Origin of the sequence: Adhaeribacter aquaticus DSM 16391 (assembly GCF_000473365.1) — a bacterium.
GTDB classification, from domain to species: domain Bacteria; phylum Bacteroidota; class Bacteroidia; order Cytophagales; family Hymenobacteraceae; genus Adhaeribacter; species Adhaeribacter aquaticus.
On sequence record NZ_KI421517.1, the window covers coordinates 1,903,053 to 1,928,320 of the forward strand.

Sequence of the window (25,268 nt, forward strand, 5' to 3'; positions counted from 1 at the left end):
TTTAAAGGGTAAGCGGGAATCTAAATAGAGGCAGAGGGTGCTGTTACAAACAAGCTGCCTAAGAATAAAAAAGGTCTGAATAAGCTTTTAAAAAAAACCTATTCAGACCACTGTATTAATTAATGCGAATCGCGGGTTACTTCACTTCCAGAGCCACCTACTAAAAAGTCTAGATCGGCTCCCAAATGCGGCTGCTGTACGTGTTTCTGAAACATATGTACATAGCCTCTTGGCACTTCGGTAAAATTAGGCGGCAGGGTTTTCCGTTGTTCTTTACGGGCTGCTATTTCCTCATCCGACAAGTGCAAATGCAGTACCCGGTTAGGAACATCAAGGGTAATGGTATCACCGTTTTCAATAACGCCTAATGTACCACCCACTGCGGCTTCCGGAGAAACGTGCAGCACAACGGTGCCAAAACCGGTACCACTCATACGGCCGTCCGAAATACGAATCATATCTGTAACTCCTTTGGCCAATAATTTAGCCGGGATACCCATATTGCCTACTTCCGGCATTCCGGGATAACCTTTTAAGCCAACATTCTTTAATACCAGAATGCTGGTTTCATCTACCTCCAGGTCCGGATCATCTATTTTATGTTTGTAATCATCAATATCTTCAAACACCACTGCTCTTCCGGTATGCTGCAACAAACCTGGCGTGGCGGCCGATGGTTTTAAGATCGCACCGTTCTCACAGATATTACCTTTTAATACTACAATACCGGACAACTCATTAAATGGAGTATCCAGCGGCGAAACTATTTCCCGGTTATAACAAAGAGCATCCTCATAGTTCTCGCGCATGGTTTTGCCATTTACTGAAACACAATCCTGGTGCAGGTGGGGCAACAATTCCCGGATTACAGCTGGCAAACCACCCGCGTAATAAAGGTCTTCCATGAAATATTTACCAGAAGGTTGCAGGTTGGTTAGCAATGGAATACCCTCTGAATACTTATCGAAATCTGAAATATCCAGCTCCACGCCAATACGTCCGGCAATAGCTAACAAATGAATTACAAAATTGGTGGAACCGCCCACTGCTGCATTTACCCGGATAGCATTTTCAAAAGCTTCGCGGGTAAGTACCTGAGAAAGTTTACGGTCCTCCTTCACCATTTTCACAATCTCAATTCCCGACATTTGTGCTATGATTTTACGGGCAGCATCCGGGGCCGGAATGGCAGCATTCTGTGGCAGGGAAATACCTAATGATTCTACCATACAAGCCATAGTAGAAGCTGTACCCATTACCGCACAATGGCCATCGCTCCGACACATACCGGCTTCGGCAATAGTCATTTCCATATCATCCATAGTTCCGGTCCGGTATTCATCACTAAACCGCCAGATATCGCTGGTACTAATGCTGCGGCCCCGGTACCTACCTGTTAGCATAGGTCCGCCGGAAACCACAATGGTAGGTATATCTACACTACAGGCACCCATTACCAGAGAAGGAGTTGTTTTATCACAACCACATAACAATACCACCCCATCAAGCGGATTAGCCCGGATGGACTCTTCCACATCCATACTGGCCAGGTTGCGGTAAAGCATAGCCGTAGGTTTAATAAGCGTTTCGCCTAAAGACATTACCGGGAACTCTACCGGTAAACCTCCGGCCTCAATAATGCCACGTTTTACAAATTCTGCCAACTCCCGGAAATGGGAATTACAAGGGGTTAATTCTGACCAGGTATTACAAATACCTATTACAGGTTTATCGGTTAAATCTCTTGCTGGAATTCCTTGTTTCTTCATCCACGACCGGTAAAGAAAACCATCTTTGCCAGTACGCCCAAACCATTGTTTACTTCTTAATTTGTCTTTTTCGTCCATTGGTTAAACTTGTAATTTCATAGTTATTATCAATCCATCGTCTTTCTCTACATACCTTCCAGGCACAGTATGCATAACTAACCCAAGAATACAGGTAATTGTACTTTACCACGCTTTCCTCATTCTTAAATGCTCATTTACAATAATGCCTTTAACCTGTAAGATAAAGCTAATATTATGAATATGAAATAATTTTTGCAATATTTCACCTACTATAGATGCTAATTAAAAAGAAAAACACACGCCCTTATAGTTGTACATTTTCAATAAATTGTATATTTTATTTGAAATTTATCAACCATTTTAATTCTTACTTTAATAAATATCTACAAACAAGAATATTAAATAGAATATATGAAAATTAGCTGCTTATCTGTTTCGCTATTCCCCGCTATAAGCAATGGAGAGGTAACGATAAAGGAATATGCTACTCTTTGCCGGGATTTAGGCTTAGACGGTTTTGACCTGGGCATTATTTTATTAAAAAATCACACGCCAACGTATATTAACCAGGTAAAAAAAGATATAGCGGAAGTGGGTTTAAAGTTAATTATGCTGACCACTTATCCTGACTTTACCCATCCGGATTTTTTACAACGGGAACGGGAATTTGATTACCTGGTCCGGGACATTGCACTAGCCTCTGCCCTGGATGCTAAATTTCTTCGGATTACCGCCGGACAAGCCCATCCCGAAACAGGTGAAACGGATGGTATTAATTGGGCAGTAAGCTATTTAAAAAAAGCCGCAACTATTGCTGATAAATATGATATTACCCTCCTTTTTGAAGATCACGCAAAACCAGGTGCCTGGCATTACATGGATTTTGCCAACCCTCCGCATATTTTCCTGGAAATAGCCAGGCAACTAAAAGAAACCTCTATTGGCATAAACTTCGACACAGCTAATATTCTGGTATCCGGACACAATTCTACCTTAGAGATTTTAGACCAGGTAATCGATCAGGTCAAAACCATTCATGTTGCTGAAACCGGAAGCATGGGTAAAATGGACCCTAAACCCATTGGATCAGGCATTGTTCCTTTTACCGAAATTTTCCGGTACTTAAAGTCTAAAAATTACGATGGCTGGCTATGTTTAGAAGAATGGGGAAACAACGGACCTGGGGGCGTAAAAGAGGCGGTAGCTTTTGTAAAAGAAACTTGGGAAAAAGCTTAAATAAAGCTAGAACTTATATTTCCTATAAAGTATATTTAAGCTTTATAAATGCCTTTTAATGAATTTAACTCAATTGGTCAAGAGTAAACTGTATACTTCAGACCTGGACCGCCAAATAATACAGGAGGAAGTTGCTCAATATAATTACAAAGCTGTTCAGTACATTATTTTTGGTGCCCTTCCTATTCACCTCTTTATAATTTTTAGTTTCTACAGTAGTTTAACTGAGAGCGGTCCTATTGAAATACAATGGAGAAAAAGTATTATTGGGCTACACACTACTTTACTTGTCATCCATACCACGCTGGCATTTCTGGCGCTTTATATAAAATACCGGAAAAAGCAGAAAGATAATTTAAAGAAATATTTATTTAATACTGTTTGTTTGGTATTACCTCTCTGGGGAGTAGCCGCCGTTTCTTTCGATCAGTTAGTTACTCCTTCCATTGTAGCTTACTTTTTAAACTGTGCTGCCTGTTCATTGGCCCTAATGATTAAGCCACGGATTTCTATATTCTACTTTCTGTTCACTTTTCTGGCATTCTTTTTTGGTATCTCTTACTTTCAAACTAACCCGGATTTTTTACTTACCAACAAAGTAAATGGGTTTGGTGGAACGGCTACTTTTCTGGGCATTTCGTTATTAATCTGGCGAAACAACCTGATAAGATTCCGGCAAAGCCGTTTGATTTTACATCAAACAAAAGAACTGGAGAAAAACTATGAAGAGCTAAAAAAAACATCGGCCGAGTTAGAGAAATTGAACGCTACTAAAGACAAGTTCTTCTCTATTATTGCCCATGATTTACGCGGCCCTTTATCTTCTACCTTAGGTGTGTCGGAATTATTTTTAAATGAGCAATTATTTACCTCGGAAGAAGAAAGAAAACCCATTTTAAAAGAAATACACAACAGGCTTAGCAATATCTTTAAATTATTAGATAACCTACTGCTTTGGGCCCAGAACCAAACAGAAGGCGTTTCTTTTGTCCCAACAAAACTAGATTTGCATAACCTGGTGCAGACAAACATTGACATGTTGCATTTCCTGGCCGCTGAAAAAAAATTATCGATTCAGAACCAGGTACCGACCAGTATTTATGTGCAAGCTGATAAAGATATGCTGAATACTGTTTTGCGTAATTTACTTTCCAATGCCATTAAGTTTACCTTCCCGTCCGGAAAAATAGAAATACAAACAGAATTAACGACAACAGCAGAAAACCCTAAAATTAACGTTAGTATAAAGGATAGTGGCAAAGGCATGAACCATAAGATGCTGAATGATTTGTTTAAACTTGATAAACGGATAACAATGCCTGGTACTGAATCGGAAACAGGAACCGGCCTAGGCCTGATTCTCTGCAAAGAATTTATTCAAATAAATAATGGCCAGATTTGGGCTACCAGCAAAGAAGGCCAGGGTAGTTGCTTTTCATTTTCTATTCCGCTTTTTAGCGACAATTAATTTATATCTAATTATTTAACGCATTTGGCACGCAGCTAGAGCCGGTAAGTTTAGTATGTTCATGAGAAAACTTCTGTATTACTCTTTTTTTCTGGTCTTAACAGGCTTTCTTTTTTATTGCCAAACCAATAAACCTAAAAACTTACCGGCCACAGAAAACCAAAGCACGCAAGCTGCTACCGGTAAAACAGATGCAGCTTCTTCCCCAGTAATTTCGCCAACCGAAGCCATCCAAAAAATGCAGGTAGAGGAAGGATTTGAAGTAAAACTAGTGGCCGCCGAACCCTTAGTAATTGCTCCGGTAGCCATGACCTTTGATGCAACTGGTCGCATGTGGGTGGTAGAAATGGAAGGCTATATGCCCGACACCCTGGGAACAGGTGAAGAAATTCCCAATGGCAAAATTGTTATTCTGGAAGATAAAAATAACGACGGCATAGCCGATACCCGCAAAGTATTTCTGGATTCATTGGTATTACCGCGGGCTATTTCTTTGATTGAAAATGGAATTTTAGTAGCCGAACCGCCCCGTTTGTGGTTCTATGAAATTAACGGCGATAAACCGGGTAAAAAAGTATTAGTAGATGACAAGTATGCCGAAGGTGGTAACGTAGAACACCAGCCGAATGGTTTGTTAAGATCTTTAGACAACTGGATCTACAATGCTAAGTCCAGCACCCGGTACCGGAAAAAAGGGGACAAATTGTTGATTGAACGTACCCATTTTCGGGGCCAGTGGGGCATTTCCCAGGACAATTACGGCCGGCTTTACTACAATACCAATTCCGAAAACTTACTGGGCGACTATTTTGCACCAGGCTTTGGGGCTACCAATAAGAACCAACGAAACGTAGCGGGTTACAATGAGAAAACCGTAGTTAATAACCGGGTTTACCCCATCCGCCCTACCCCGGGAGTTAACCGGGGCTACATGGAAGGGGTGCTGGACAGCACCCAACGGTTAGTCAATTTCACGGCTGCCTGCAGCCCGCTGGTTTACCGGGGCGGTTTATTTGGTCCGGCTTATGCCGCTAACGTATTTGTTGCCGAACCTTCCGCCAACCTGATTAAACGAAATATAGTGCAGGAGAACGGCTACGTAATAAAAGGGCAACAAGCCTATAAAAACAAAGAATTTCTGGCCAGCACCGATGAGCGTTTCCGGCCTGTAAGTTTATACGATGCCCCGGATGGTGCCCTTTATGTGGTAGATATGTACCGTGGTATTATTCAGCACAAAACCTATTTAACCCCATACCTTAAAAACGAAATAGGTAAACGTGACTTAACACAACCTTTAGGAAGAGGCCGCATTTATAAAATTGTTCCCAAAAACAAAGAAGCTAAACTGGTAAAACTGCCGGATAACCCAACAGAGTTGGTTAAATTATTAGGTCATGAAAACGGCTGGGTCCGCGACAAAGTCCAGCAAATGCTGATAGACGGAAAATACACCCAGGTAGTACCGGCTTTACGGCAAGCAGTACAGGAGGCTAATAATTCTATATTAGCCATTCATGCCCTCTGGACCTTAGAAGGCTTAGGAGCATTAAAAGCCGACGACGTGCTAGCTACATTAAAACACTCTGAATGGCCTATCCGGATGCAGGGGTTAAGTGTATTGCCAGCTGTTTTAAACAAAAGTACTCACAAGCAATTAATCCCGGTGCTGCAACAGATGCTAACCCAAAACGATTCGCTGGCGGCTCCTTACCTTGCCTATAATGCTTATTATATAAAAAATTTTGATAAACCTGCTGCAAATAAATTACTGCAAAGCTTAGCAAAAAGATACCCCAATAACCGGTATGTAGCCGATGCCATTATCAGTAATTACCAGGATCAGGAAGAAACCCTTCAGAAAGAACTTATGGCCTGGTCACCCAATAAGGAATTAACCATTAACCAACAACTGCAACGGGTACTTACCAATATTCAAAACGTTAAAGCCAGCCGCGACCCGCAAGCATTAGCCAAGCTATACCCCAAAGGCGCTGCCATGTTCACCTCCACCTGCCAAACCTGCCACGGGGCCGATGGCAACGGCGTAAAGTCATTGGCGCCGCCTCTAAACCAATCAGAATGGGTAACCGGCGATAAAAACAAACTGATTTCAATTGTTCTTTTTGGCTTAACGGGCCCCGTAAAAGTTAACGGCCATTTGTACCAGGCTCCCGAAATCAACGGCGATATGCCCGGCATCGGCTACAATAAAGATTTACCCAACGAAGATATTGCCCAATTACTTAGTTTCATCCGTAAATCGTGGCGCAACAATGCTGACCCGATAAGCACCGAAGAAGTTACGAAAGTAAGGCAAAAACTAAAGGATCGGCAAAAGGCTTTTACCGCGGCTGAGTTAAATTAAATTTCTATATTGCCTTTTCTCACCACTAGTTAGCAATATGAAAAAACGCTTATCCTGGCTTCTACTCCTTTTTATTTGGCTGATTAGCTTAAACGTTTATGCACAGCGCTTGCCTAAATTAGGGATGGTAAGTTCTATTGATCAGGATAGTTTACTTTATGCTTCCGGTTTTCGGTTAATTGGGGAATCCGTCAGCAAAATGCTTTCCCCTAACCTGTCCGAAGCCCAATTTCAGGAAAATCTAAAACAGCTAAAACAAACCAAATGTAAAGTGTATGTGTGCAACATTTTGTTTCCGGGCAGCATGAAAATTACCGGACCTGATGTAAACGAACAACGCATTTTACCTTATGTAGATTCGGTCTTTTCCCGGGCACATCAGGCCGACATTCCGGTTATTGTTTTGGGTAGCAGTGGCTCCAGAAGAATTCCGAAAGGCTACGACAACGAGAAAGCCAAAGCTGATTTTGTGAACTTGTGTCGTAAAATGGCTGAGGTAGCTAAAAAACATAAAATCACCATTGCTATCGAGAACTTAAACAAAGGCGAAACCAATTTCCTGAACACCCTAGCCGAAGTAACGGAGGTTGTTACTAAAGTAAACCATCCCAACTTTAGGGTGAATGCAGATATTTACCACATGCTGAAAGAGAATGAGTCGCCGCTACAAATCCAGGATGCCGGCAAACTAATAGTTCATGTAGAAATAGCAGAAAGAGAAATCCGATCCATGCCCGGTGTGATGGGTGATGATTTCCGTCCGTATTTAAAAGCCCTGAAAACAATTAAGTATAAAGGCCCCATTATTATTGAAGCCAAAGTAACAGATCCGGTTAAAGAAATACCGCTTTCTTACCAATACTTAATAAATCAATTACAGGAGGTTTTTTAAATCCTCAAATTTATTTAAGGTCTAAATATAGTTGAACCAACTGTCCTTTTTCTTTTTGAGATATCTTTACTTAAACGCTTTTGCCTATATTTAAGCAAGTAATTTCTTACCCTTTTAATGGATCACAAAATGTACTTAAATTACTTGGTAAAAAATTATTGATTAACTATCCACCACTTACTACTAATTAATGAATTCTTTTTTTTCTAAACTTATTAAAAACAAAAAATTAGTTTGGGTATCAGCTTCGTCGCTGGTGCTGCTATTTGCTGGGTTCAAAGACGACGACCCGATTAGCAAGCGTATCAAGCGCATGGTTCCGGCAGAAGCCGCCAGGTTAGCCAAAACCATTGAGGCTACCGTTACGCCCGAATTAGCCGAAGGCTTATCACTCAATTTATGGGGAGTTGACTCGCTGGTAGCCGACCCTATTTCCATTGATATTGACGATGCCGGACGCATTTATTATAACCGCACCAACCGCCAGAAAAATTCTGAATTCGATATTCGGGGCCACCAGGATTGGGAAATTGAGTCTATCCGGTTACAAACCATTGATGATAAACGGGAATTTCTGCGCCGGGTATTATCGCCGGAAAACAGCGCCAAAAATACTTGGTTAAAAGACCTGAACGGCGATGGCTCGCACGACTGGCGCGACATGACCATGGAGAAAGAACAGGTGATGCGCATTGAAGATACGGACGGCGATGGCGTTGCGGATCTTTCGCAGGTAGTAGTGGAAGATTTTCACGACGAAGTTACAGATGTAGGCGGTGGCGTTTTTAGCTATGGCAAAGATTTATATGTAGGGGTGGCTCCAGATCTATGGCGGATGCGTGATAAAGATGGCGATGGTATTCCCGATGAGAAAACTTCTCTCTCCCATGGTTACGGCGTTCATATTGGATTTGGCGGACATGGTATGTCGGGTATTGAAATGGGACCGGATGGTAAAATTTACTGGCAAATCGGTGACATCGGCTTTAACGGCAAAGGACCAAACGGCCAGAAATATGAATACCCCAACAGTGGAGTTATTGTGCGGGCAAACCCTGATGGCTCCGATTTTGAAGTATTTGCTTACGGAAACCGGAACACCCACAAATTTGTGTTTGATGAATACGGCAACCTGATTAGTGAAGACAACGACGGCGACCACCCCGGGGAAAAAGAGCGACTGGTGTATATCACCAATGGCTCTGATACCGGCTGGAGAAGCAACTGGCAATACGGTAAATACCGCGACCCGGACAACAATATCTACAAAGTATGGATGGACGAAAACATGTATAAACCGCGGTTCGAAGGGCAAGCGGCTTATATTACGCCAACCATTGCCAACTTTGTGAGTGGACCAACCGGTATGTTGTATAACCCGGGCACGGCCTTAAGCCCTAAATACAAAAATACCTTTTTCATTGGCGAATTCGTGGGTAACCCAGCCCGGTCAGGTATTCACACTTTCAAATTAAAGCCCAAAGGTGCTTCTTTTGAATTAACCGAAAGCAAGAAGATATTAGCTGGTGTACTGGCTACCGGAATTGATTTTGGTCCGGACGGAGCCATGTACGTGGCCGATTGGATTAACGGCTGGGACACGAAAGATTATGGTCGTATCTGGAAACTGGACGACAAAGAAGGTGCTAACTGGGAAGATCGCAAACGCACTAAAGCTTTCTTAACCGAAAACTTCAGCAAACGTTCCGAAAAGGAGTTAGGCGACATCCTGAAAAACCCGGACATGCGCGTGCGGCAAAAAGCCCAGTTTGAATTGGTAAAACGCGGAACCAAAGGTGCCGATATCTTTAAAAAAGCAATTAAGCAAACCGATAACCAATTAGCCCGGGTACACGCCATTTGGGGTATTTCCCAGTTGACCCGCGAGGATAAAAAATATGGCCAATTGTTAATGCCGCTGCTAAAAGATAAAGATCCCGAAATTCGGGCACAGGCCGCTAAATGGTTAGGTGATGTACGATATACTGAAGCCGGCAAAGCATTGATACCCTTGTTAAAAGACAACAACAGCCGGGCCCGTTTCTTTGCTGCCGAAGCTTTAGGCCGAATTGCTTATGAACCTGCCGTGCAACCCATTATTCAATTACTGGAAGCCAATAACGACGAAGATGCTTATATCCGTCATGCTGGTAGTTTAGCCCTAGCGCGCATTGGCAAAGCAGAACCCGTTTTAGCCTTAGCCAAACACCCTTCCCGGGGAGTACGCATTGCAGCTGTAGTAGCCCTGCGCCGCCTGAGCAACCCGGGTATTGCCAACTTTTTAGCCGATCAGGATGAATTTATTGTAACTGAAACGGCCCGGGCCATTAATGACGATCTTTCCATTCCGGACGCTTTACCAGCTTTAGGAAACTTGTTAGCCACTACCAAGTTTACAAATGAACCTTTAATCCGGAGAGCCATTAATGCCAATTTACGGGTAGGCACTTCGGAAGCCATGCAAAACCTGATTAACTATGCGGCGAAAGAAGGCAATCCGGTAGCCATGCGTGCTGAAGCTATGGATGCTCTGAGCACCTGGGCCAAGCCTTCGGTTCTGGACCGGGTAGATGGGCGTTACCGCGGGGTAATTAACCGTGACGTGAACCTGGTAAAAAGCAAAGCGGGTAATACGTATACTACGTTATTAGCTCACCAGGAATTACCCGTATGCATGAGCGCAGTAAAAGCTATTAGCCGACTTAAATTAGCCGAAGCTTCGCCACAGTTATTTGATCGGTTGAAAAACGATAAACAGCCTGCCATGCGCATTGAAGCCTTACGCACCCTGGCTTCCTTGGAAAGCAAACAAATCAGCAAGGCCATTGAACAAGCTCTTTCGGATTCGGAAAAAACCGTGCGGGTAGCGGCCATCGATTTATTAGGCAAAACTAATATGCAGCCGAACCTGATGGTAAGCATGCTTTCCGAAGTAATTGACACCCGAACCGCCGAAGAGAAACAAGCTGCATTATTAACATTAGGAAAGCTACCCGTACAGCATACCCAAAAAGTGTTTGACCAATTATTGAATAAATTAGCAGCGGGTAAACTGCCTACTGAAATTAGCTTGGAACTAGAAGAAGCTATTGAAAGCACCCGTTCTACTGCTTTAATAAACCGATACAAGGGCATAACAGCCAAACTATCGCCGGATGCCTTGGCGGCTTCTTTCAAAGGCAGCTTATTTGGCGGGGATACCGAAGCAGGCAGAAAGGTTTTCTTCCGCCACCAAACTGCCCAGTGTATTCGTTGCCACAGCTATGATGATTTAGGTGGTGATGCTGGTCCGCGCTTAAACGGGGTAGCTAACCGCTTAACCCGGGAACAATTACTGGAAGCTTTAATTGCCCCAAGCGCTCGTTTGGCACCAGGGTACGGCACCGTATCGTTACAGCTAAAAAATGGTAAGAGCATCAACGGTGTATTGCAGGACGAAACGGCTACCGAAATAACGGTTAAATCCGGCGATCAGTCAACTACTATCAAAAAAGACCAGATCGCTAAGCGTTCCAATTTACCTTCGGGTATGCCGCAAATGAATTACCTGCTAACCAAACGGGAAATCCGGGATGTAGTCAGCTTCCTTTCTACTTTAAAGGATAATGACTAAACAATAAATAAATGATTTAGAGGTAAAGGCTATGATTAAATCATAGCCTTTATTATTTCTTAAATTTTGTAAATTAGGGATTTCATATATTACCTTGAGAATAATCATTTTGTAATATGGTACCTGAGGTAGCCTCACTATTTCCCAAACTGGAAGATAAGTTAATTGACCTTCTTCAATCCTTAACACCGGAAGAATGGGAAGCCCAAACGGTAGCCAAACTTTGGAAAGTAAAAGATGTTGTAGCACATTTACTCGATGGCAATATTCGAACCCTTTCAATTCAGCGGGACAAATACTTTGGCGAAACGCCACCGGCTATCAACTCCTACCAGGATTTAGTAAATTGGCTGAACGGGCTCAATGCGGATTGGGTAAAAGCCAGTAAGCGGATCAGTCCAGCTGTTTTAGTCTTGCTGCACCAGGCCACCGGTAAATTAGTTTGCGACTATTATGCTTCCCTTGACCCCATGGAACCGGCTATATTTCCGGTGGCCTGGGCCGGCGAAGAAGAAAGTAAAAACTGGCTGCACGTGGCCCGCGAATACACCGAAAAATGGCTGCATCAACAACAAATCCGGGATGCGGTAAACAAACCTGGCCTCATGACCCGTGAGTTCTTTTACCCTTTTATCGGCACCTTTATGCTGGCTTTGCCGCACACCTACCGTAATATATCTGCGAAACCCAGGACTTGTATTAAACTTACCGTGGAAACCGAAATAGGCGGAACTTGGTTTTTAGTAAAGGATACTGAAGCCTGGAATTTGACAGAAGGAACTTCTACCCCTGTTACCACTGAGATTAATCTGAATCCCGACACCGCCTGGAAATTATTTTCGAAAAGCTGGCGACCAGAAAACGTTATGGATAAAGTCAAAATTACCGGCGATCAGCAATTAGGAGAAGTGGCATTATCGATGGTTTCCGTTATGGCTTAATTTCAATTTCTAATTAAAAATAATCCCATACCTGATGTACAAAATCACTTTAGATAATAAAATTAATAACTTATAAAGGGGTTAAAAATAAAACCTGCATTTAATGAAAACCTTCTACTATTTATATTGGTCGTTTTAGCATTAATTCTTCTATGTTGTGGCTTTCACAAGTGTGTAATTGCTAATAAACACCTATATAATACTTTTTCTATAATCTTACAGCCAGAAATATTTAAACAATTAATTTAAAGATTATTCTAATCTAGAACTTACCTTTTTATGTTCAAGATTCTAATCTATTTTTGTTTCTGTACCGAACACGTGTTCAATGAAGTTTCCCGCCTTTAAATTATTCATACCTTCTTACATCTGGCTTTTATTTATTTGTCTTTTTAGCTTATTCTATTTTTTTGCCGAGCATGAAGGATTATACTTTTATGATGATTATACCTACAGTTCTTATGCTCATAAGCTTACAATAAAAAATTTTGCATTTGACGGGTCACCTTTTTGTCATAGGTTTTTAGTTTTTTTTCCAACAGCAGTTTTTTATATTCTATTTGGAGTCAATGCTTATACTACAACGCTTTGGCCGCTCTTATGTACCTTAGGATTTTATTTAGCTATATGGTTAACTTTTCATAAGAATTATCCATCAGCGACCTCCTGGATGCTTGTATTATCCGGGCTCTATTACTTTGTATTGAATACTATTAATTATTTATATCCTGATAATATTGCACTTTTCTTTACTACTGTTTCTTTATTATTGCTTTATGAAACACGACAGCAATTACCTGTAAGGAAAGCGATTTTATTAGGCGCTTTTTTCGCACTTTTAAATCTACTTAATTTTCTAACCAAGGAAACAATATTATATTTAATACCCCTATATATAACTGTCTTTTTATACGACTGCTATAACCGAAACAAATTAGTATTTTGGATTACTGCAGGGACAAGTGGTATACTTTTACTAATCTGTTATTTATTATTCTACAAGTATTACACCGGCCATTCCTTCTTACGCATTCATGATATTGAGGCTTATAGCGAGAGGCTTAAATTAGAATATTTAGCAAATTTTAAATACTCTATTATTCCACGCCTTACTTATCAACCCCTATTATTTTTCGTTGCCTCAGGTCTTGCTGTTCCATTCACTTTTGCTGCCACAATAATATTTACAGAATATAAGATAAGCCTCAGTAATTTACAAAATCCGGTTAGCTTTTGGTTTTTAGCTTTAATAACTATGCTGTTATCTATTTGGTTTGGCAGCGTTAGCTTTGACCATTATAAGCCAATGTCGTTGTTACCACGGATGTTTCATCCGCTTTTACCTACATTTTGTATTGTAGCCGGCTTAGCTATAGTTAAATCCTGGCACCGCCCAATTACCCACCTGTTTCTTGCTGGAGTATTTGCTACTTGTACTGTCGTGGCACCTGATACAATGAAAATAATGTATGGCCCCCTCACTTTATTTTTTGGAATTAACTATTTTTCTACTTTTAAACTATCAATTAGTGCTGGGATACTCTTTTGTACAATTATTCTTTCCATCCGACCGATGTATTTTATCTGGAAGCCAACTGTATCAAATTATTTTGAACAAGAGCGTATTATTCAGAAACATTTGAATCACAAGACCGGAACCTATTTGGTTATAACAGACTGGGTTTTAACTTTAGCAAATCCCTTTTTTTACGGCTTTAACCCTCCCAGTAACTACTCCTTCGTTAGATTTGATGAAAATCTAAATTTAAAGAATAGACAAGCCGATACTATTTTCTTATTAATTAATAATGGTACCTTAACAAACCCTGAACATGGTATATCCATAAGGGAAAAGGACATTCTAATGAGATATCCAACTGCACAATTGTTAATGAAAGAAGGTAAGGTTAAATTATTTATAGTATTCAAAAGCAAATCTCAAAGCTTATTAAAATAAATTAATATAAGCAACCCAAATAAAAGCCCTACTCAGACAATCGAATTACTAAAGAATATTAAAGTGAGCTTTAGTAATTGTCTGTGTAGACCTTAAAACTAACTTTAAGTACCATAACTTTTAATCGTTCCCTTTCTAGGAATAAATCTTAAAATGGAAAATCAAAATATTACCACTAATATTATAAAGTTTGGATACAGATTAGAAAGTACAATAAACAGCTTTAACCATAATTACTTATTTTCCTGTGGCCCAACATATACCAGCTTTAAGCCCCAGTCTAATCCCTGAGGTAATTCAGGAAGCCGGATAACCCCTATTTTACTGGAAGTTAATTTACCCTCTCCCACATTGGTCCAGGTACCATTACGCGGATCGAACCATTGGGCCTGGTACACACTGTTTAGCTTGGCACCCCGAATTTCGGCTTTCGGACATCCGGGTTCAAAATAGGCAAGAAATATGTTCTTATCTGGGGTACGGGCGCAATACGCCCAACCCACATAGCTTAAAATATCGTAATTTTTATTAGGCGATACCAGATCGGCTAAAGGTACCAACTCCTGGTAACGGTTGCCGATAGATAAAGCAAAAGTCCGCAGGTGTTGCATTTGGGCACCGGAACCCCATTTAAAAGCATCCCACATTTTCGTGGGCGCAGCAGGTTCTATATCGCTGCCCCAAATGCCTTCGGCTCCGTACACATGGCCACCCAGCCCGCCGGATAAAAAGCAACCATACATACTGGAACGTACAATGGCATTATCTTTTTCGGTTCCGCCTTCTGCTCCCAGTTTATAGTTTACACCTTCTGCTCCCCGGTTATCTTTATAACCGGCATAATAAGGTTCGCCATTTAAAGCTGGCTTCGGATTTTTCGAATTGTAAATTTCAGTCAGGTACCAATAGTTATTATGCTCCCGCATGTTGCCGGTCTGGTGCAAGGTAACCCAGGAATCTTCGCCCCAGTTTACATAGGTAGACGGGTTTGAATTAGAGGACATTAAATTCCCAAACGGCAAGGGACCATACTTTTTCTTTACATCTTCAATGGCCAGCACATAGTCATCCGGGCTTACGGTTTTATCAATAATATCAAGGTGAACCGGGCTTAGTATGGTGTTATAAGCCTGGTAACGGGCAAAGAAATATTGTAAATACCGCGAGTAGGACTCAGGCCAGGCATGAAATTTATGCCAGAGCATGCTGGCATCCCGCCGGGAAGCTTCAATAAAAGGAACAAACCCATTGGCATTCAAGTAAGCAATTTTCCGATCCAGGTATTTAAAATATTCCGGATTCAGGCGATCCATATCGGGGTAATAATTCTCGTATCCGGGTACTTTCCCGGGAAAGAAAAAAGGCCGGCCTCCTTCATTGTCCATGTTCTTGGCGCTGGCGGCCCCATATTCCAGCCAGGCCGATCGCAACGTAGTTTTGGCCTCATCGTTCAGCACCATGTGGTGAGATTTGTCATCTGTTTTCCAGTTCGGGAAGGCAGCAATTACATTTATCCAATTATATCCCTGCGCTTTGCGGTAGCGAACATAATCCTTAAAACCTGCTTTGGGACCAATAGGTCGTTCTTTTTCATCGTTATACCATTTAAACCGGTTGGCTCCCATGGGGTACCAGGTATCGCCAATAGCAAAAAATGGCGTACCGTCGGCATGATTTAAAGCGTGCTGGTTATCGGATGCCTTTATAAAGCCCCGTCTTAATGGATTTTCATTTTTCTCTTTTTCGGTCCATTCAATGGCGGTAAAGGTACCGGTTTTACCAGTCAAGCCCGTATCATTGGTGCTCGATCCGCTCTTCCAACTCCATTCGCCAGGTTGATTGGCTACTACCCGTACCCGAAACGTCTGGCCGCCATCCCAAAACCCATAAACCCGTTTATTAAATCCAGGACCAGCTAATTCTACCCAAACATCAACATCGGTATAAGCGTTTTTGTAGGAGTTTTTAGCCGTAAAAGTTAGCTCTTTCATCTCCCAGACATGAACCGTTGGAGCAGCTACTGAAGTCACAGAATAAAATATGAAGATTATCCATACTAAAAATAGCATTTTGAGCGATCTCATGAGCAGATATGGTGAGTTAACAAAGTTTATAAAATTTCAAATTAGGATATTTACAGGTTCCCGACTTTTATTTTGATCTTGCATTGACCTCCAATCAGGTGATTACTGTCATTACCATTTTAAATATATAAAAAATAAAATCGCCCTGCCAGAAATTATGTTAATATGTTTTGTCAAACTTCGTTCCCCCTTCCATAAATGTAAAAGGACAAAAGAGGAAAATAACAATAACTGAAAAATAATACCGGGCTGGCAGAAACCGGCTGGTGAATGTAAAATTACTATATACCGGACCGGGGATTACCTAACCGGCTGTAACCTGCCTCCAAACAAACCTGGCTTGGCATGGTTTTAAATTATTGCCCTTGACCAATAAACACGTTCCCGCGGCTTATTACTGGTTAAAGCACTTTGCGCAACACAGAATCCTAAAGCCCCGGTTTAGCTACTTAGCGTTACTTCTAAAAAGAATTATGGATAAAGGTGCTGAAAAAACCTTCTATTTTATTTCAAACTGGTAGCTACCGGCAACCAAATCAATGGTCTGCATCAGTTCACGCCCAGACTCCTGTTTATTTTTAGCCGAAGTACCGTTCATTAGTTTTCCATTTTCATAAACTTTTTTACCTGTTTCTGCTGGCAAATACAAAGTAGCCGAGGAATTAGCCGGAACCTTAACGGTATAAATAAGCTTATTCCCAGATTTTTTCCAGGAGGACACAATTGTACCATAGGGACTTTGGTGAGAAGCTTCGAACTGATTGAGACCAGCTACGAAATGCGGCTTCAGGATTACATGCTTAAAACCAGGTTCTGCCGGGTCGGGTTTAATGCCTCCCAGTCCTTTGTAAATCCAGGCCCCAATTTCCCCAAACATAATATGGTTAAGTGATATATCTTTTTCGGCCTGAATGTTCCAGTTTTCATAAAGCGTAGTGGCCCCATTTTTAATCCACCAGCCCCAGGAAGGGTAGGTTTCCTGGGCAGCCACTTTATAGGCAATATCGGCATATCCGTTTTCACTTAAGGCATTCAATAAGGTCTTGGCCCCTAATAAACCAACATCTAAATGGAAATTATCGGCAGCCACTCTTCTGGCTAAATTAGCTGCGACTTTACTTTTAAGTTCATCCGGCACAATGTTCCAGTAAAGTGGAAAACTTAGCTCGGTTTGTATGCCTTTGCCATAGATACCTGTTTCTTTATTCAGGTATTTAGCATTGATAGCATTCCGGATTTTGTTGGCCAGAGCAGCATATTGTTCATAATCGGTCTGCTTGCCCAAAACTTTAGCGGCACTAGCCAAAATGGAAGCATCAACAAAATAATAACCAGAAGAAGTAAGTTCTACCGGCGATTGGGACTTAACCGGCACCCAATCCCCTAATCCCCAGGAGGTCAAGCCACCGGGGCTACTCTCAGTAATATGATCTACATAACGCTTCATATTCTGGTAGTTATCCTCCAGAATTTTGACATCACCATAGAACAAGTAAATATTCCAGGGAATAATAGCTATGGTACTGGTCCAATCGGGGCCATTGGCCCAATCGTAGCCCCACCCGCTGGTTGGAATAATGGCTGGTAAAACACCATTAGGTTGTTGCTCATCCCGGTGGTCGGCCATCCATTTTTCATAAATGGTTATCCCATCAAAACTATATAAGCCGGTTTCAATAGCTATGTGCCCATCGCCTGTCCAGCCGTTTTTCTCCCGCTGTGGGCAGTCTGTAGGGTAACCAAATAAGTTAGCTAAATAAGAATTATTTGTGGCAGCCCAAATTTTATCAAGGGTTGGATTGGAAGATTTAACCTGTCCTACTGGCGGTACATCGCTATGCATAAAATAACCGCTCAGGTTCTCCTGGGTTAGAGTTAAAGGCTTATTAAAAGTAACTTCTACGTACTGGTAACCTTTGTAATTAAACCGCGGCATAAACAAATCTTCCCCTTTGCCACTTAAAATAAAAATATCTGTCTGAAAGGGATCAGTGTTATCTGTTGGACGGTAATGACCATCAATATTTGATAAATCTACATGACCATTTTTGTATAAGCGTTCTCCGTGTTTTAAGCGTAGGACCGTACCGGCTGGGCCCTTTACTTTTATCTGGCTAACCCCCGAAATATTGCGGCCCAAGTCAAAAACATAAGTAGTATCGTTAAGCTTCTGCATGCTTTTAGCCGGAATGGCTTCAATGTTACGGATGGGATGTAACGCCTGTGCAACAATATTCTGGGAGGGAGCCGACCGATCAATAGCTCCTTTCCATTTCGAATCATTAAAGTCAACTGTATTCCACCCTGGTTGTTCCAAGCGGGCATCATAATGTTCGGCGGTATATATGCTATTAAATATTACCGGGCTTAATGCTGTTTTCCAATCCCGGCCCGAAGTAACTGTTTCTACGGTGCCATCTTCGTAAGTAATCCGAAGATCCAGGCAAAAAGCTGGCCGGGCCCGCCATGGTGCCTCATGAAAATACCACACCGCTGTAGACTGGTGATTGAACCACCCATTCCCTAACAATACGCCTATGGCATTCTGCCCACTCTTGAGTTGCGAGGTAACATCGTGCGTTACGTACAAGGTGCGACGATCGAAGCGGGTATACATAGGATCCAGGCGGTGATTGCTCACTTTTTTGCCATTGAGGTATAACTCATACAAACCACCTACAGCTATATAAGCCCGGGCTGATTTTACTTTTTTGGAGGCAGTGAAAGCTTTCCGGAAATAAGGCGCTGGTTTCAGATTAACATCTCGGGAATCACTAATCCAGGCTCCTTGCCAATTTTGCTTATTCATCAACCCGGTCTCGAAACTGGCCATTTTGCCTAAGCCTCCTTTTTGCCCCTCCTTGTCCCAAACATCCACCCGCCAGAAATATTTGGTAAAAGGTTGTAGAGCATTGCCTTTATATACCACCAGGTTTGCATCGGAACTAATCTTGCCACTATCCCAGCTATTGCCTCTTCCCTGACTTACCGCTAAGGAATCAGTACCGACGAATACCTGATAAGCCGTTTGCTTCGCCCCTCTTCGGGTATCTTCTAAGCGCCAGGCAAGACGAGGATTTGGAGCGTCTATGCCTATTGGATTAATTAAATGTTCGCTTCTTAGGTATGTAGACACACATGGTGTAGCACCCAAAGATGAAGAAGGTAAAAAATAATTACATAATAAAATGAATAAGAAAATTAAGTACCGATAACTGGTTTTCTTAAGGAGGATCATTTGGTTTATATGTATCTAATTTAGTTACTGCTTTTTGTATTTACCAACTTTTGCCTTGCCAGTTGGGTTTTACTTTTCTCCTTGATTGGGGTAGAAGCCCTATGTTAGAGAAAATTATGCAAAAGAATCAAGAAAATTCAAATAGAGGCCCCCTACCCCCACTCGCTGGCCGCTCGAACAATAATTCGACATTTTTGCCCCCGTCACTGTTGTTCCTTTAACCTCTTTCTTTGGAGCTGTATTAAAAAAGCTCTCCTCTTAGTTTAGGAGGGGCAGGGGCGGTGAAATTTTATTTATAATATAGGAAATCTCCTGCAGGCATCATCCAGCACCAGCACCCAATCCTGATCATCGCCTTTTGTAGGTGGCATAAATTTTAGTTTACCGGTATTTTTATGGGCTCCAGCTTTAGTTGATTTGCCGGTTCTTGGATCGAACCAAAATGCATTTACCTGTTTGCCGGATATTTTGCCCATATTTACCTCAAATGGGTTGCCGGAAGCCGAATAAATAAAGGCATAGTCTTTTCCCCGGGTGGCTTGTATGCGTTCCTGCTGGTTATCTGGTGAGTTGGTGATTAAGGATTGATCCGGTACGCGGTCTAACATAGGCCGGGACTCTATAAGCTTGCGCACATCCGTCATGGCATTGGCGCCGGGCAAGTCTAAAGATTCGTACCAAAATCTAGTAGGGTTAATCGTAGGTTTTCTGCCGGGAGCATACATTTGCCAGATATTATTGCAGCCGTAAGTAAAGCCATGGGCGCCGGCAAATAAGCTGATGTAAGCCCGGCGGCGGATATCCACAACTTGAGCATACCCATTTTTAGTATCGAAGCAAACTGGAATTTCCTCATAAAGCGGTTCTCCGTCCATGGTTGGTTTTACCGGAGTACGGTTATAATCGCCACCCATTAATTCCCAAACTTTCACATCAGGGCAATGTCCGGTCTGGAACATATTAAAGTCTAACCAATCGTCCTGCTGAAACCAGGTAGAAGAACTTCCTTCTTTTTGCGGCTGCGGGTGGTAGGTCATCAGGGCATTTTCCTGGCCTCCCACCCCTTCGGTAATGCCTTTGGCTAAGGAGCGCCAAATCTCCACATCCTGAGAATTCTCCCGCGGATTTCTATCTCCCCCAATAACCCAGATAATATTCTTTTTATTCTTGTACCGGTTGCCCAGATACTTGCCGTACGTGTAAATATTTTGAGTATTAAAAATTTCCGGACCTACACCCCATTTATTTTTAAATACTTTATCGCCCCAGGTAGGCAGCATAGCAATATACAAACCCAGTTCTTCTGCTTTATTTACGATAAAATCTACGTGCTCAAAATAAGCTTCATTGGGTTTGGCTGGATCATCATTTATAAGTGGGGTTTGGCCATAAGGATTGGGATCGTGTAAACCGTCATGTTCTGCTAATACTACGGCCTGGATAGCGGTAAAGCCTTTTTCTGCCCTATTCTTTAAATAAGTAGTAGCTTCTTCCCGATTTAACCGATGAAAGAGCTCCCAGGCAGTATCTCCTAAATAAAAGAAGGGTTTACCATTCTTGTAAACCAGATATCGGCCATTATCACTCACCCGCAAATTGGTTTGCGCACTGGTTAAATTTTGTAAAGCGAAGGTTAGCAGGGTTATTATAAGTAATCTTTTACAATCCATTTTGGTAAAGTATCGTGGTCTTATTAACTTTTTATTCAGTCATGGCGAACCTGTCGAGGACTCTATAACTTACCGAAGAAGCGGTAATAGTTATAGCCTTTTCTGATGAGAGCACTTTATAAGCACTAGAATATTAATTTAAATTTACAAGCTAAGAAAAGTAATAATAAAGTCTTAAGTGTTATGACCTGTTCTGTACCCACCGAAATTTAAACTGAAGCTTATTTCAAGACTTTTAACAATAAGAATGATTTATGAAATAAATATTACTTTCCTTCCATTCTATAAATGAATTTCCTTTGAATTTTACTTAAGAATTAAAATAACTATGATTTTTCAAGTGTAAAAAATAATTAGTTATCCTAAGCTTTGGGGATGGAGGCAGTTATTAAAAAGACCCGATTACATTCTGGCTGAGCCGGTAATATTTAGATTCTTCGGCAGGCTCAGAATGACAAAGTGCATTGGCTTTATTTGGCATATGGCTTTCTGACGTTTCTGTTATTAAAGGGACTTTCTGAGATTCAGGTAAAACGGCACTTCTATATGCTCCTTCGATTTATTTAAGATAAGTTCCGCAGCCCGAAGACCCATTTCCTTAAAATCAGTAGAAATAGTGGTAATGCCATTAAGGATAAATTTCTTCAGGGCTGTTTCATTATAGGATATTACCCCAACCTGCTTCCCTACTTCGAGCTTTAATGATATAATCTGCTCCAGCAAACAGGTTAAATCATCTTCCATCAGGTTTATGTACACATTTCCCTCCTGAATCACTTCACTGGAAATATCGTGAATTACCTGGTAATTAAAAGCGTACTCCTGACAGAAATCAATAAACCCTTTTACAATATCCTGGGGATAATAACTGTTTTCGGGAACAATGATATTTAGTGTATGGTACTGACCCAATCTTTCTTTCGCTTGTTCTAATGCCCCATAAATATCTTTAGAAAAATTTTCAAAAACAGCCCCATATTCGCCCGCAACACCCGGCATTACCTTATCTAACAAAATTAACTTCTCTTTCGGAATGGTGTTAATAATGTCGTGGGCATTCTCGCCCCCTTCTGTAAAATGCGGAATAATGACATAATGGGAATATTCTTCCTGTTTTTGCAGGATAAGCTTTTTGAATAAGTTGAAGTTGTTGTTATAGATGTAAAAGTCAATGGCTACATTTTCACCGAGTGCAGTTACAAAAGCATCATAAATTATTTTTTTATGGGCACTTAGTTTATTAAACAGCAGGAAAATCTTAAGTACCTGTTTCATTTGGGTACTTTTTACAAAATACCCTTTGCCATGCACCGAACTGATAATCCCTATTTTTTTTAAATACAAATAACTTTTTACTGCCGTATCCCGCGAAACGTCCAGTTCCAGATTTAACTCATTGATAGATGGCAATACACTATTCTTTTGCAGCTTACCCACTTCTATGGCACGTAAAATAGAATTGGTAATTTGCAGGTATTTAGGGGTTGCCGAATATTCATCAATCTGAAATAAACTACGAATTTCCTGATGGGTCATTTTGGTTGTAAGAGTTTTCTAGAGAAATATAAGGTGTTTTGTTAAATAAAAAATCTTAGACTTATTCTAAAAAGTAAAGTTTTCCTTGTGCAAGATTGCATCTTCTTTTGGTCTCGTGCTAATTGGTTTCTTGATCTCTGTTAGCTCATGGCCGCGAGGCGTGGTTTGGTCAATCGGGTAGACTAGTCTTTCTCCAACGCCAAGATTCTAATAGGCCCTCACCGTTTAAATTATTAAATTCTTTTTCAGTATTTCAGCTTTTAGTCATCCTGAGCTCGTCGAAGGATCTAACACATACTATTATTTGCGGTAAGATTAAAATTTATCGCCAGACTCGAAATGACTGGCCTGTTCTATCTTGCTAAAAGATTCTATTTTACCTATTTAGTACCAATGACTATAAAACATAAATAATATAATGATGGAAAATTAAACCTTAGGTTTATATTCCACTATTATATTAAAAAATCCCTTCCAAATAAGGAGCATAAAGTCTTGCTAAAAATACCTCAGTTACAGTTCGCTTGTCTCCTGATTAAATTCTTAATCTAAAAGGTTGTTTTTATATAGGTTGAAATAATGACTTGAATAACAAATAATAATGGCTACATAATTTGTGTCATCCCGAGCGAAGTCGAGGGATCTAAGTAATAAAACCAGGTATTTACAAACGCAGGCAGTAAAGACTTATTAAAGAGCGGTAAGTAATAGATCCTTCGGCTTCGCTCAGGATGACGTTATTGAGCAAGCTCAGGATGACTATTTTGAACAAGCCAAAAAAAATAGATTAAAGGCCAGGTCTTAAAGAGAAGCAATATATGTCTGGCTGAGAGACCTTTTGCAGAAGTGTCTGCTGAGTTTTTGGTGTTGTGCTTACTAACATTCAGTAGCTAAGCATGAAAAGGAAAGCCTAGCAGCCCGGACTGACAGACGATGCCTACTGGATGTGAGCAAACTCGAACCTAAACCATACTATTAGTACAACCCGTTAAAAGAAGTACTCATTTAAAATAAAACTGGACCCTTAAATCAGCTTTAAATAAAAACCCATAAATAAACTTCTGCTATTTCTTCACTTTACTATAAGACCCCAACTTCTGCCTATTCGCATAATATTTTAACTCAATTAAATCATTCGGCAGCGGCTTTTCATTCCAGCTTTGGTGGATGGCCAAAGCTGCCCCCATGGCTGTGGCTTGCGCCATTGAAGCTGCAAACACTTCCTTATCCGGAAACAGTTGCGCCAGGGCATTCATGTAAATACTGTTTTTACTAAACCCACCATCTACAAAAATGCGTTTTACAGGCTTGCCTTTTAACACCAAATTAGTTGCACCTAATTGTAGGGTAGCCAAGTCCAGCACCAGCTGGTGATAGGCTTCTTCATCCGAAGTAAATTGGGACAAATCACGGTTAGCAAAACTAGATTTTGGCATTAAGTTATCAGATTGTATAGCCTGGATATTTTCCTGTTGATTTTCCAGTTGCTTACTTAATAGCTCCGGATTATACTCTAAGGTTTTGTATCGGGCCGGACTCTGATGAAAGTGTTCAGCAATACGTTTTACCTGTTGTTCGTGCTCATAACCGGCAAATAATCGGGAAGCTTTTACGGGTTTGCCTAAGTAATTCATGTAGCACAAACAATCTTGTTTTAATTCTTCGGCGGTTAAGGGCGAATCGTTAAATGGATTGAGGCTGATGCACCAGGTACCCGTTGAAATTAAAACAAAAGGCTCATGAAAATTAACCAGGTACGGGGTTAAAGCAGCTGAACTGTCGTGCATGCCAATGCCTACTTTAAATTCAAAGCCCGGTATAAAGGCTGGCACTACTGCATCCGCCTGCACTATAGGAGCCAGCTTATCAGCAATTCCCTCCTCTCTAACCCAATCATGGTACGTATTACGTCTGTAGTCCCACATGCTGGTATGGCAACCCAGGCTGGTTTTATCGGAGAAATAATGGCCCGACAATAAATAAGATAGATATTGAGGCAAATGCAGGGCTACTTTTATCTTTTCAAATACCTCCGGTTTCTCGTATTTAATCCGGTAGAGCTGCATGCCGGAATTTAAACTACCTAATACCGGGGATGCCGTTTGAGCTGAGAGTTTTTCTTCGCCACCGTATTTCTGGTAAAACTGTTTTTTGAGCTCTTCCGGGTAAGGTTTCAGGTAATTGTAGAGCGGAGTAACGGGCTTGCCAGTTTCGCCTAAATACACAAAACTGGCCCCATAGGTTGAGAAGTTTACGGCTTTTACCGTGAAGTCCTGGTTGTGGATTATCTCCTGCAGTGAATCAAACACCGAACTTTGAAGGCTTTCCAGGTTTTCGCAGGGGTCGCCGTCTTCATCAACGGTTTCATTAAACTTTGCTGATCGTTCAAACACAATTTTATAGTGCTGATCGAAAAGCAAAAGCTTTTTATTAGTCTTGCCAACATCAAAGATGGCGATAACAGGAGTAGCCATG

General features: G+C 41.2%; 13 protein-coding genes. 7 read left to right on the forward strand and 6 right to left on the reverse strand.

Annotation, left to right across the window (positions count from 1 at the left end):
* Positions 1-119: 119 nt before the first annotated feature.
* Positions 120-1,847, reverse strand: a complete 1,728-nt coding sequence (locus tag ADHAQ_RS0110520; RefSeq protein ID WP_026462899.1) for an IlvD/Edd family dehydratase — start codon at positions 1,845-1,847, stop codon at positions 120-122.
* Positions 1,848-2,201: 354 nt separating this feature from the next.
* Here ADHAQ_RS0110520 and ADHAQ_RS0110525 point away from each other — a divergent pair, with 354 nt between their 5' ends.
* The 7 genes from ADHAQ_RS0110525 (at position 2,202) to ADHAQ_RS0110555 (ending at position 14,265) form a co-directional block, all read left to right on the forward strand.
* Positions 2,202-3,026, forward strand: coding sequence for a sugar phosphate isomerase/epimerase family protein (locus tag ADHAQ_RS0110525; RefSeq protein WP_026462900.1), 825 nt, complete (start codon positions 2,202-2,204; stop codon positions 3,024-3,026).
* Between the two features lie 58 nt (positions 3,027-3,084).
* Entirely contained in the window at positions 3,085-4,494 is a 1,410-nt protein-coding gene (locus ADHAQ_RS27230; RefSeq protein WP_051359843.1) for a sensor histidine kinase, read from the forward strand.
* A gap of 61 nt (positions 4,495-4,555) precedes the next feature.
* Entirely contained in the window at positions 4,556-6,862 is a 2,307-nt protein-coding gene (locus ADHAQ_RS0110535; RefSeq protein WP_026462901.1) for a DUF7133 domain-containing protein, read from the forward strand.
* 37 nt (positions 6,863-6,899) lie between these two features.
* Positions 6,900-7,754 carry a sugar phosphate isomerase/epimerase family protein gene (locus tag ADHAQ_RS25265; RefSeq protein ID WP_051359844.1) on the forward strand — a complete coding sequence of 285 codons (855 nt, stop codon included), beginning with the start codon at positions 6,900-6,902 and terminating at the stop codon, positions 7,752-7,754.
* A gap of 190 nt (positions 7,755-7,944) precedes the next feature.
* Positions 7,945-11,367, forward strand: a complete 3,423-nt coding sequence (locus ADHAQ_RS0110545; protein WP_026462902.1) for a HEAT repeat domain-containing protein — start codon at positions 7,945-7,947, stop codon at positions 11,365-11,367.
* A 116-nt stretch (positions 11,368-11,483) separates the two neighbouring features.
* The gene (locus ADHAQ_RS0110550; protein ID WP_026462903.1) at positions 11,484-12,308 is read left to right on the forward strand and encodes a maleylpyruvate isomerase N-terminal domain-containing protein; all 825 of its coding nucleotides are present in this window, start codon (positions 11,484-11,486) and stop codon (positions 12,306-12,308) included.
* Positions 12,309-12,636: 328 nt separating this feature from the next.
* Complete coding sequence (locus ADHAQ_RS0110555; protein WP_026462904.1) at positions 12,637-14,265, forward strand: hypothetical protein; 1,629 nt, start codon at positions 12,637-12,639, stop codon at positions 14,263-14,265.
* Between the two features lie 233 nt (positions 14,266-14,498).
* On the opposite strand, the gene ADHAQ_RS0110560 is transcribed toward ADHAQ_RS0110555, so the two are convergent.
* The 5 genes from ADHAQ_RS0110560 to ADHAQ_RS0110580 all read right to left on the reverse strand — a co-directional run bounded on the left by ADHAQ_RS0110560 (position 14,499) and on the right by ADHAQ_RS0110580 (position 25,267).
* Complete coding sequence (locus ADHAQ_RS0110560; protein WP_026462905.1) at positions 14,499-16,295, reverse strand: glycoside hydrolase family 140 protein; 1,797 nt, start codon at positions 16,293-16,295, stop codon at positions 14,499-14,501.
* Positions 16,296-16,848: 553 nt separating this feature from the next.
* The gene (locus ADHAQ_RS25270) at positions 16,849-19,485 is read right to left on the reverse strand and encodes a glycoside hydrolase family 78 protein (protein ID WP_245590597.1); all 2,637 of its coding nucleotides are present in this window, start codon (positions 19,483-19,485) and stop codon (positions 16,849-16,851) included.
* Between the two features lie 395 nt (positions 19,486-19,880).
* A complete protein-coding gene (locus ADHAQ_RS0110570; protein ID WP_026462906.1) occupies positions 19,881-21,257 on the reverse strand; it encodes a glycoside hydrolase family 140 protein in 1,377 nt (458 codons plus the stop codon).
* 504 nt (positions 21,258-21,761) lie between these two features.
* A complete protein-coding gene (locus tag ADHAQ_RS0110575) occupies positions 21,762-22,793 on the reverse strand; it encodes a GntR family transcriptional regulator (protein ID WP_026462907.1) in 1,032 nt (343 codons plus the stop codon).
* A gap of 1,064 nt (positions 22,794-23,857) precedes the next feature.
* On the reverse strand, positions 23,858-25,267 hold the full coding sequence (locus ADHAQ_RS0110580; protein WP_026462908.1) for an FGGY-family carbohydrate kinase: 1,410 nt from the start codon (positions 25,265-25,267) through the stop codon (positions 23,858-23,860).
* Between the last annotated feature and the right edge of the window lies 1 nt (position 25,268).

What these genes read in the sequence shown, in the direction of transcription:
- ADHAQ_RS0110520 (WP_026462899.1), bottom strand. Translation starts at nt 1,847, where the DNA reads ATGGACGAAAAAGACAAATTAAGAAGTAAACAATGGTTTGGGCGTACT.
- ADHAQ_RS0110525 (WP_026462900.1), top strand. Translation starts at nt 2,202, where the DNA reads ATGAAAATTAGCTGCTTATCTGTTTCGCTATTCCCCGCTATAAGCAAT.
- ADHAQ_RS27230 (WP_051359843.1), top strand. Translation starts at nt 3,085, where the DNA reads ATGAATTTAACTCAATTGGTCAAGAGTAAACTGTATACTTCAGACCTG.
- ADHAQ_RS0110535 (WP_026462901.1), top strand. Translation starts at nt 4,556, where the DNA reads ATGAGAAAACTTCTGTATTACTCTTTTTTTCTGGTCTTAACAGGCTTT.
- ADHAQ_RS25265 (WP_051359844.1), top strand. Translation starts at nt 6,900, where the DNA reads ATGAAAAAACGCTTATCCTGGCTTCTACTCCTTTTTATTTGGCTGATT.
- ADHAQ_RS0110545 (WP_026462902.1), top strand. Translation starts at nt 7,945, where the DNA reads ATGAATTCTTTTTTTTCTAAACTTATTAAAAACAAAAAATTAGTTTGG.
- ADHAQ_RS0110550 (WP_026462903.1), top strand. Translation starts at nt 11,484, where the DNA reads ATGGTACCTGAGGTAGCCTCACTATTTCCCAAACTGGAAGATAAGTTA.
- ADHAQ_RS0110555 (WP_026462904.1), top strand. Translation starts at nt 12,637, where the DNA reads ATGAAGTTTCCCGCCTTTAAATTATTCATACCTTCTTACATCTGGCTT.
- ADHAQ_RS0110570 (WP_026462906.1), bottom strand. Translation starts at nt 21,257, where the DNA reads ATGGATTGTAAAAGATTACTTATAATAACCCTGCTAACCTTCGCTTTA.
- ADHAQ_RS0110575 (WP_026462907.1), bottom strand. Translation starts at nt 22,793, where the DNA reads ATGACCCATCAGGAAATTCGTAGTTTATTTCAGATTGATGAATATTCG.
- ADHAQ_RS0110580 (WP_026462908.1), bottom strand. Translation starts at nt 25,267, where the DNA reads ATGGCTACTCCTGTTATCGCCATCTTTGATGTTGGCAAGACTAATAAA.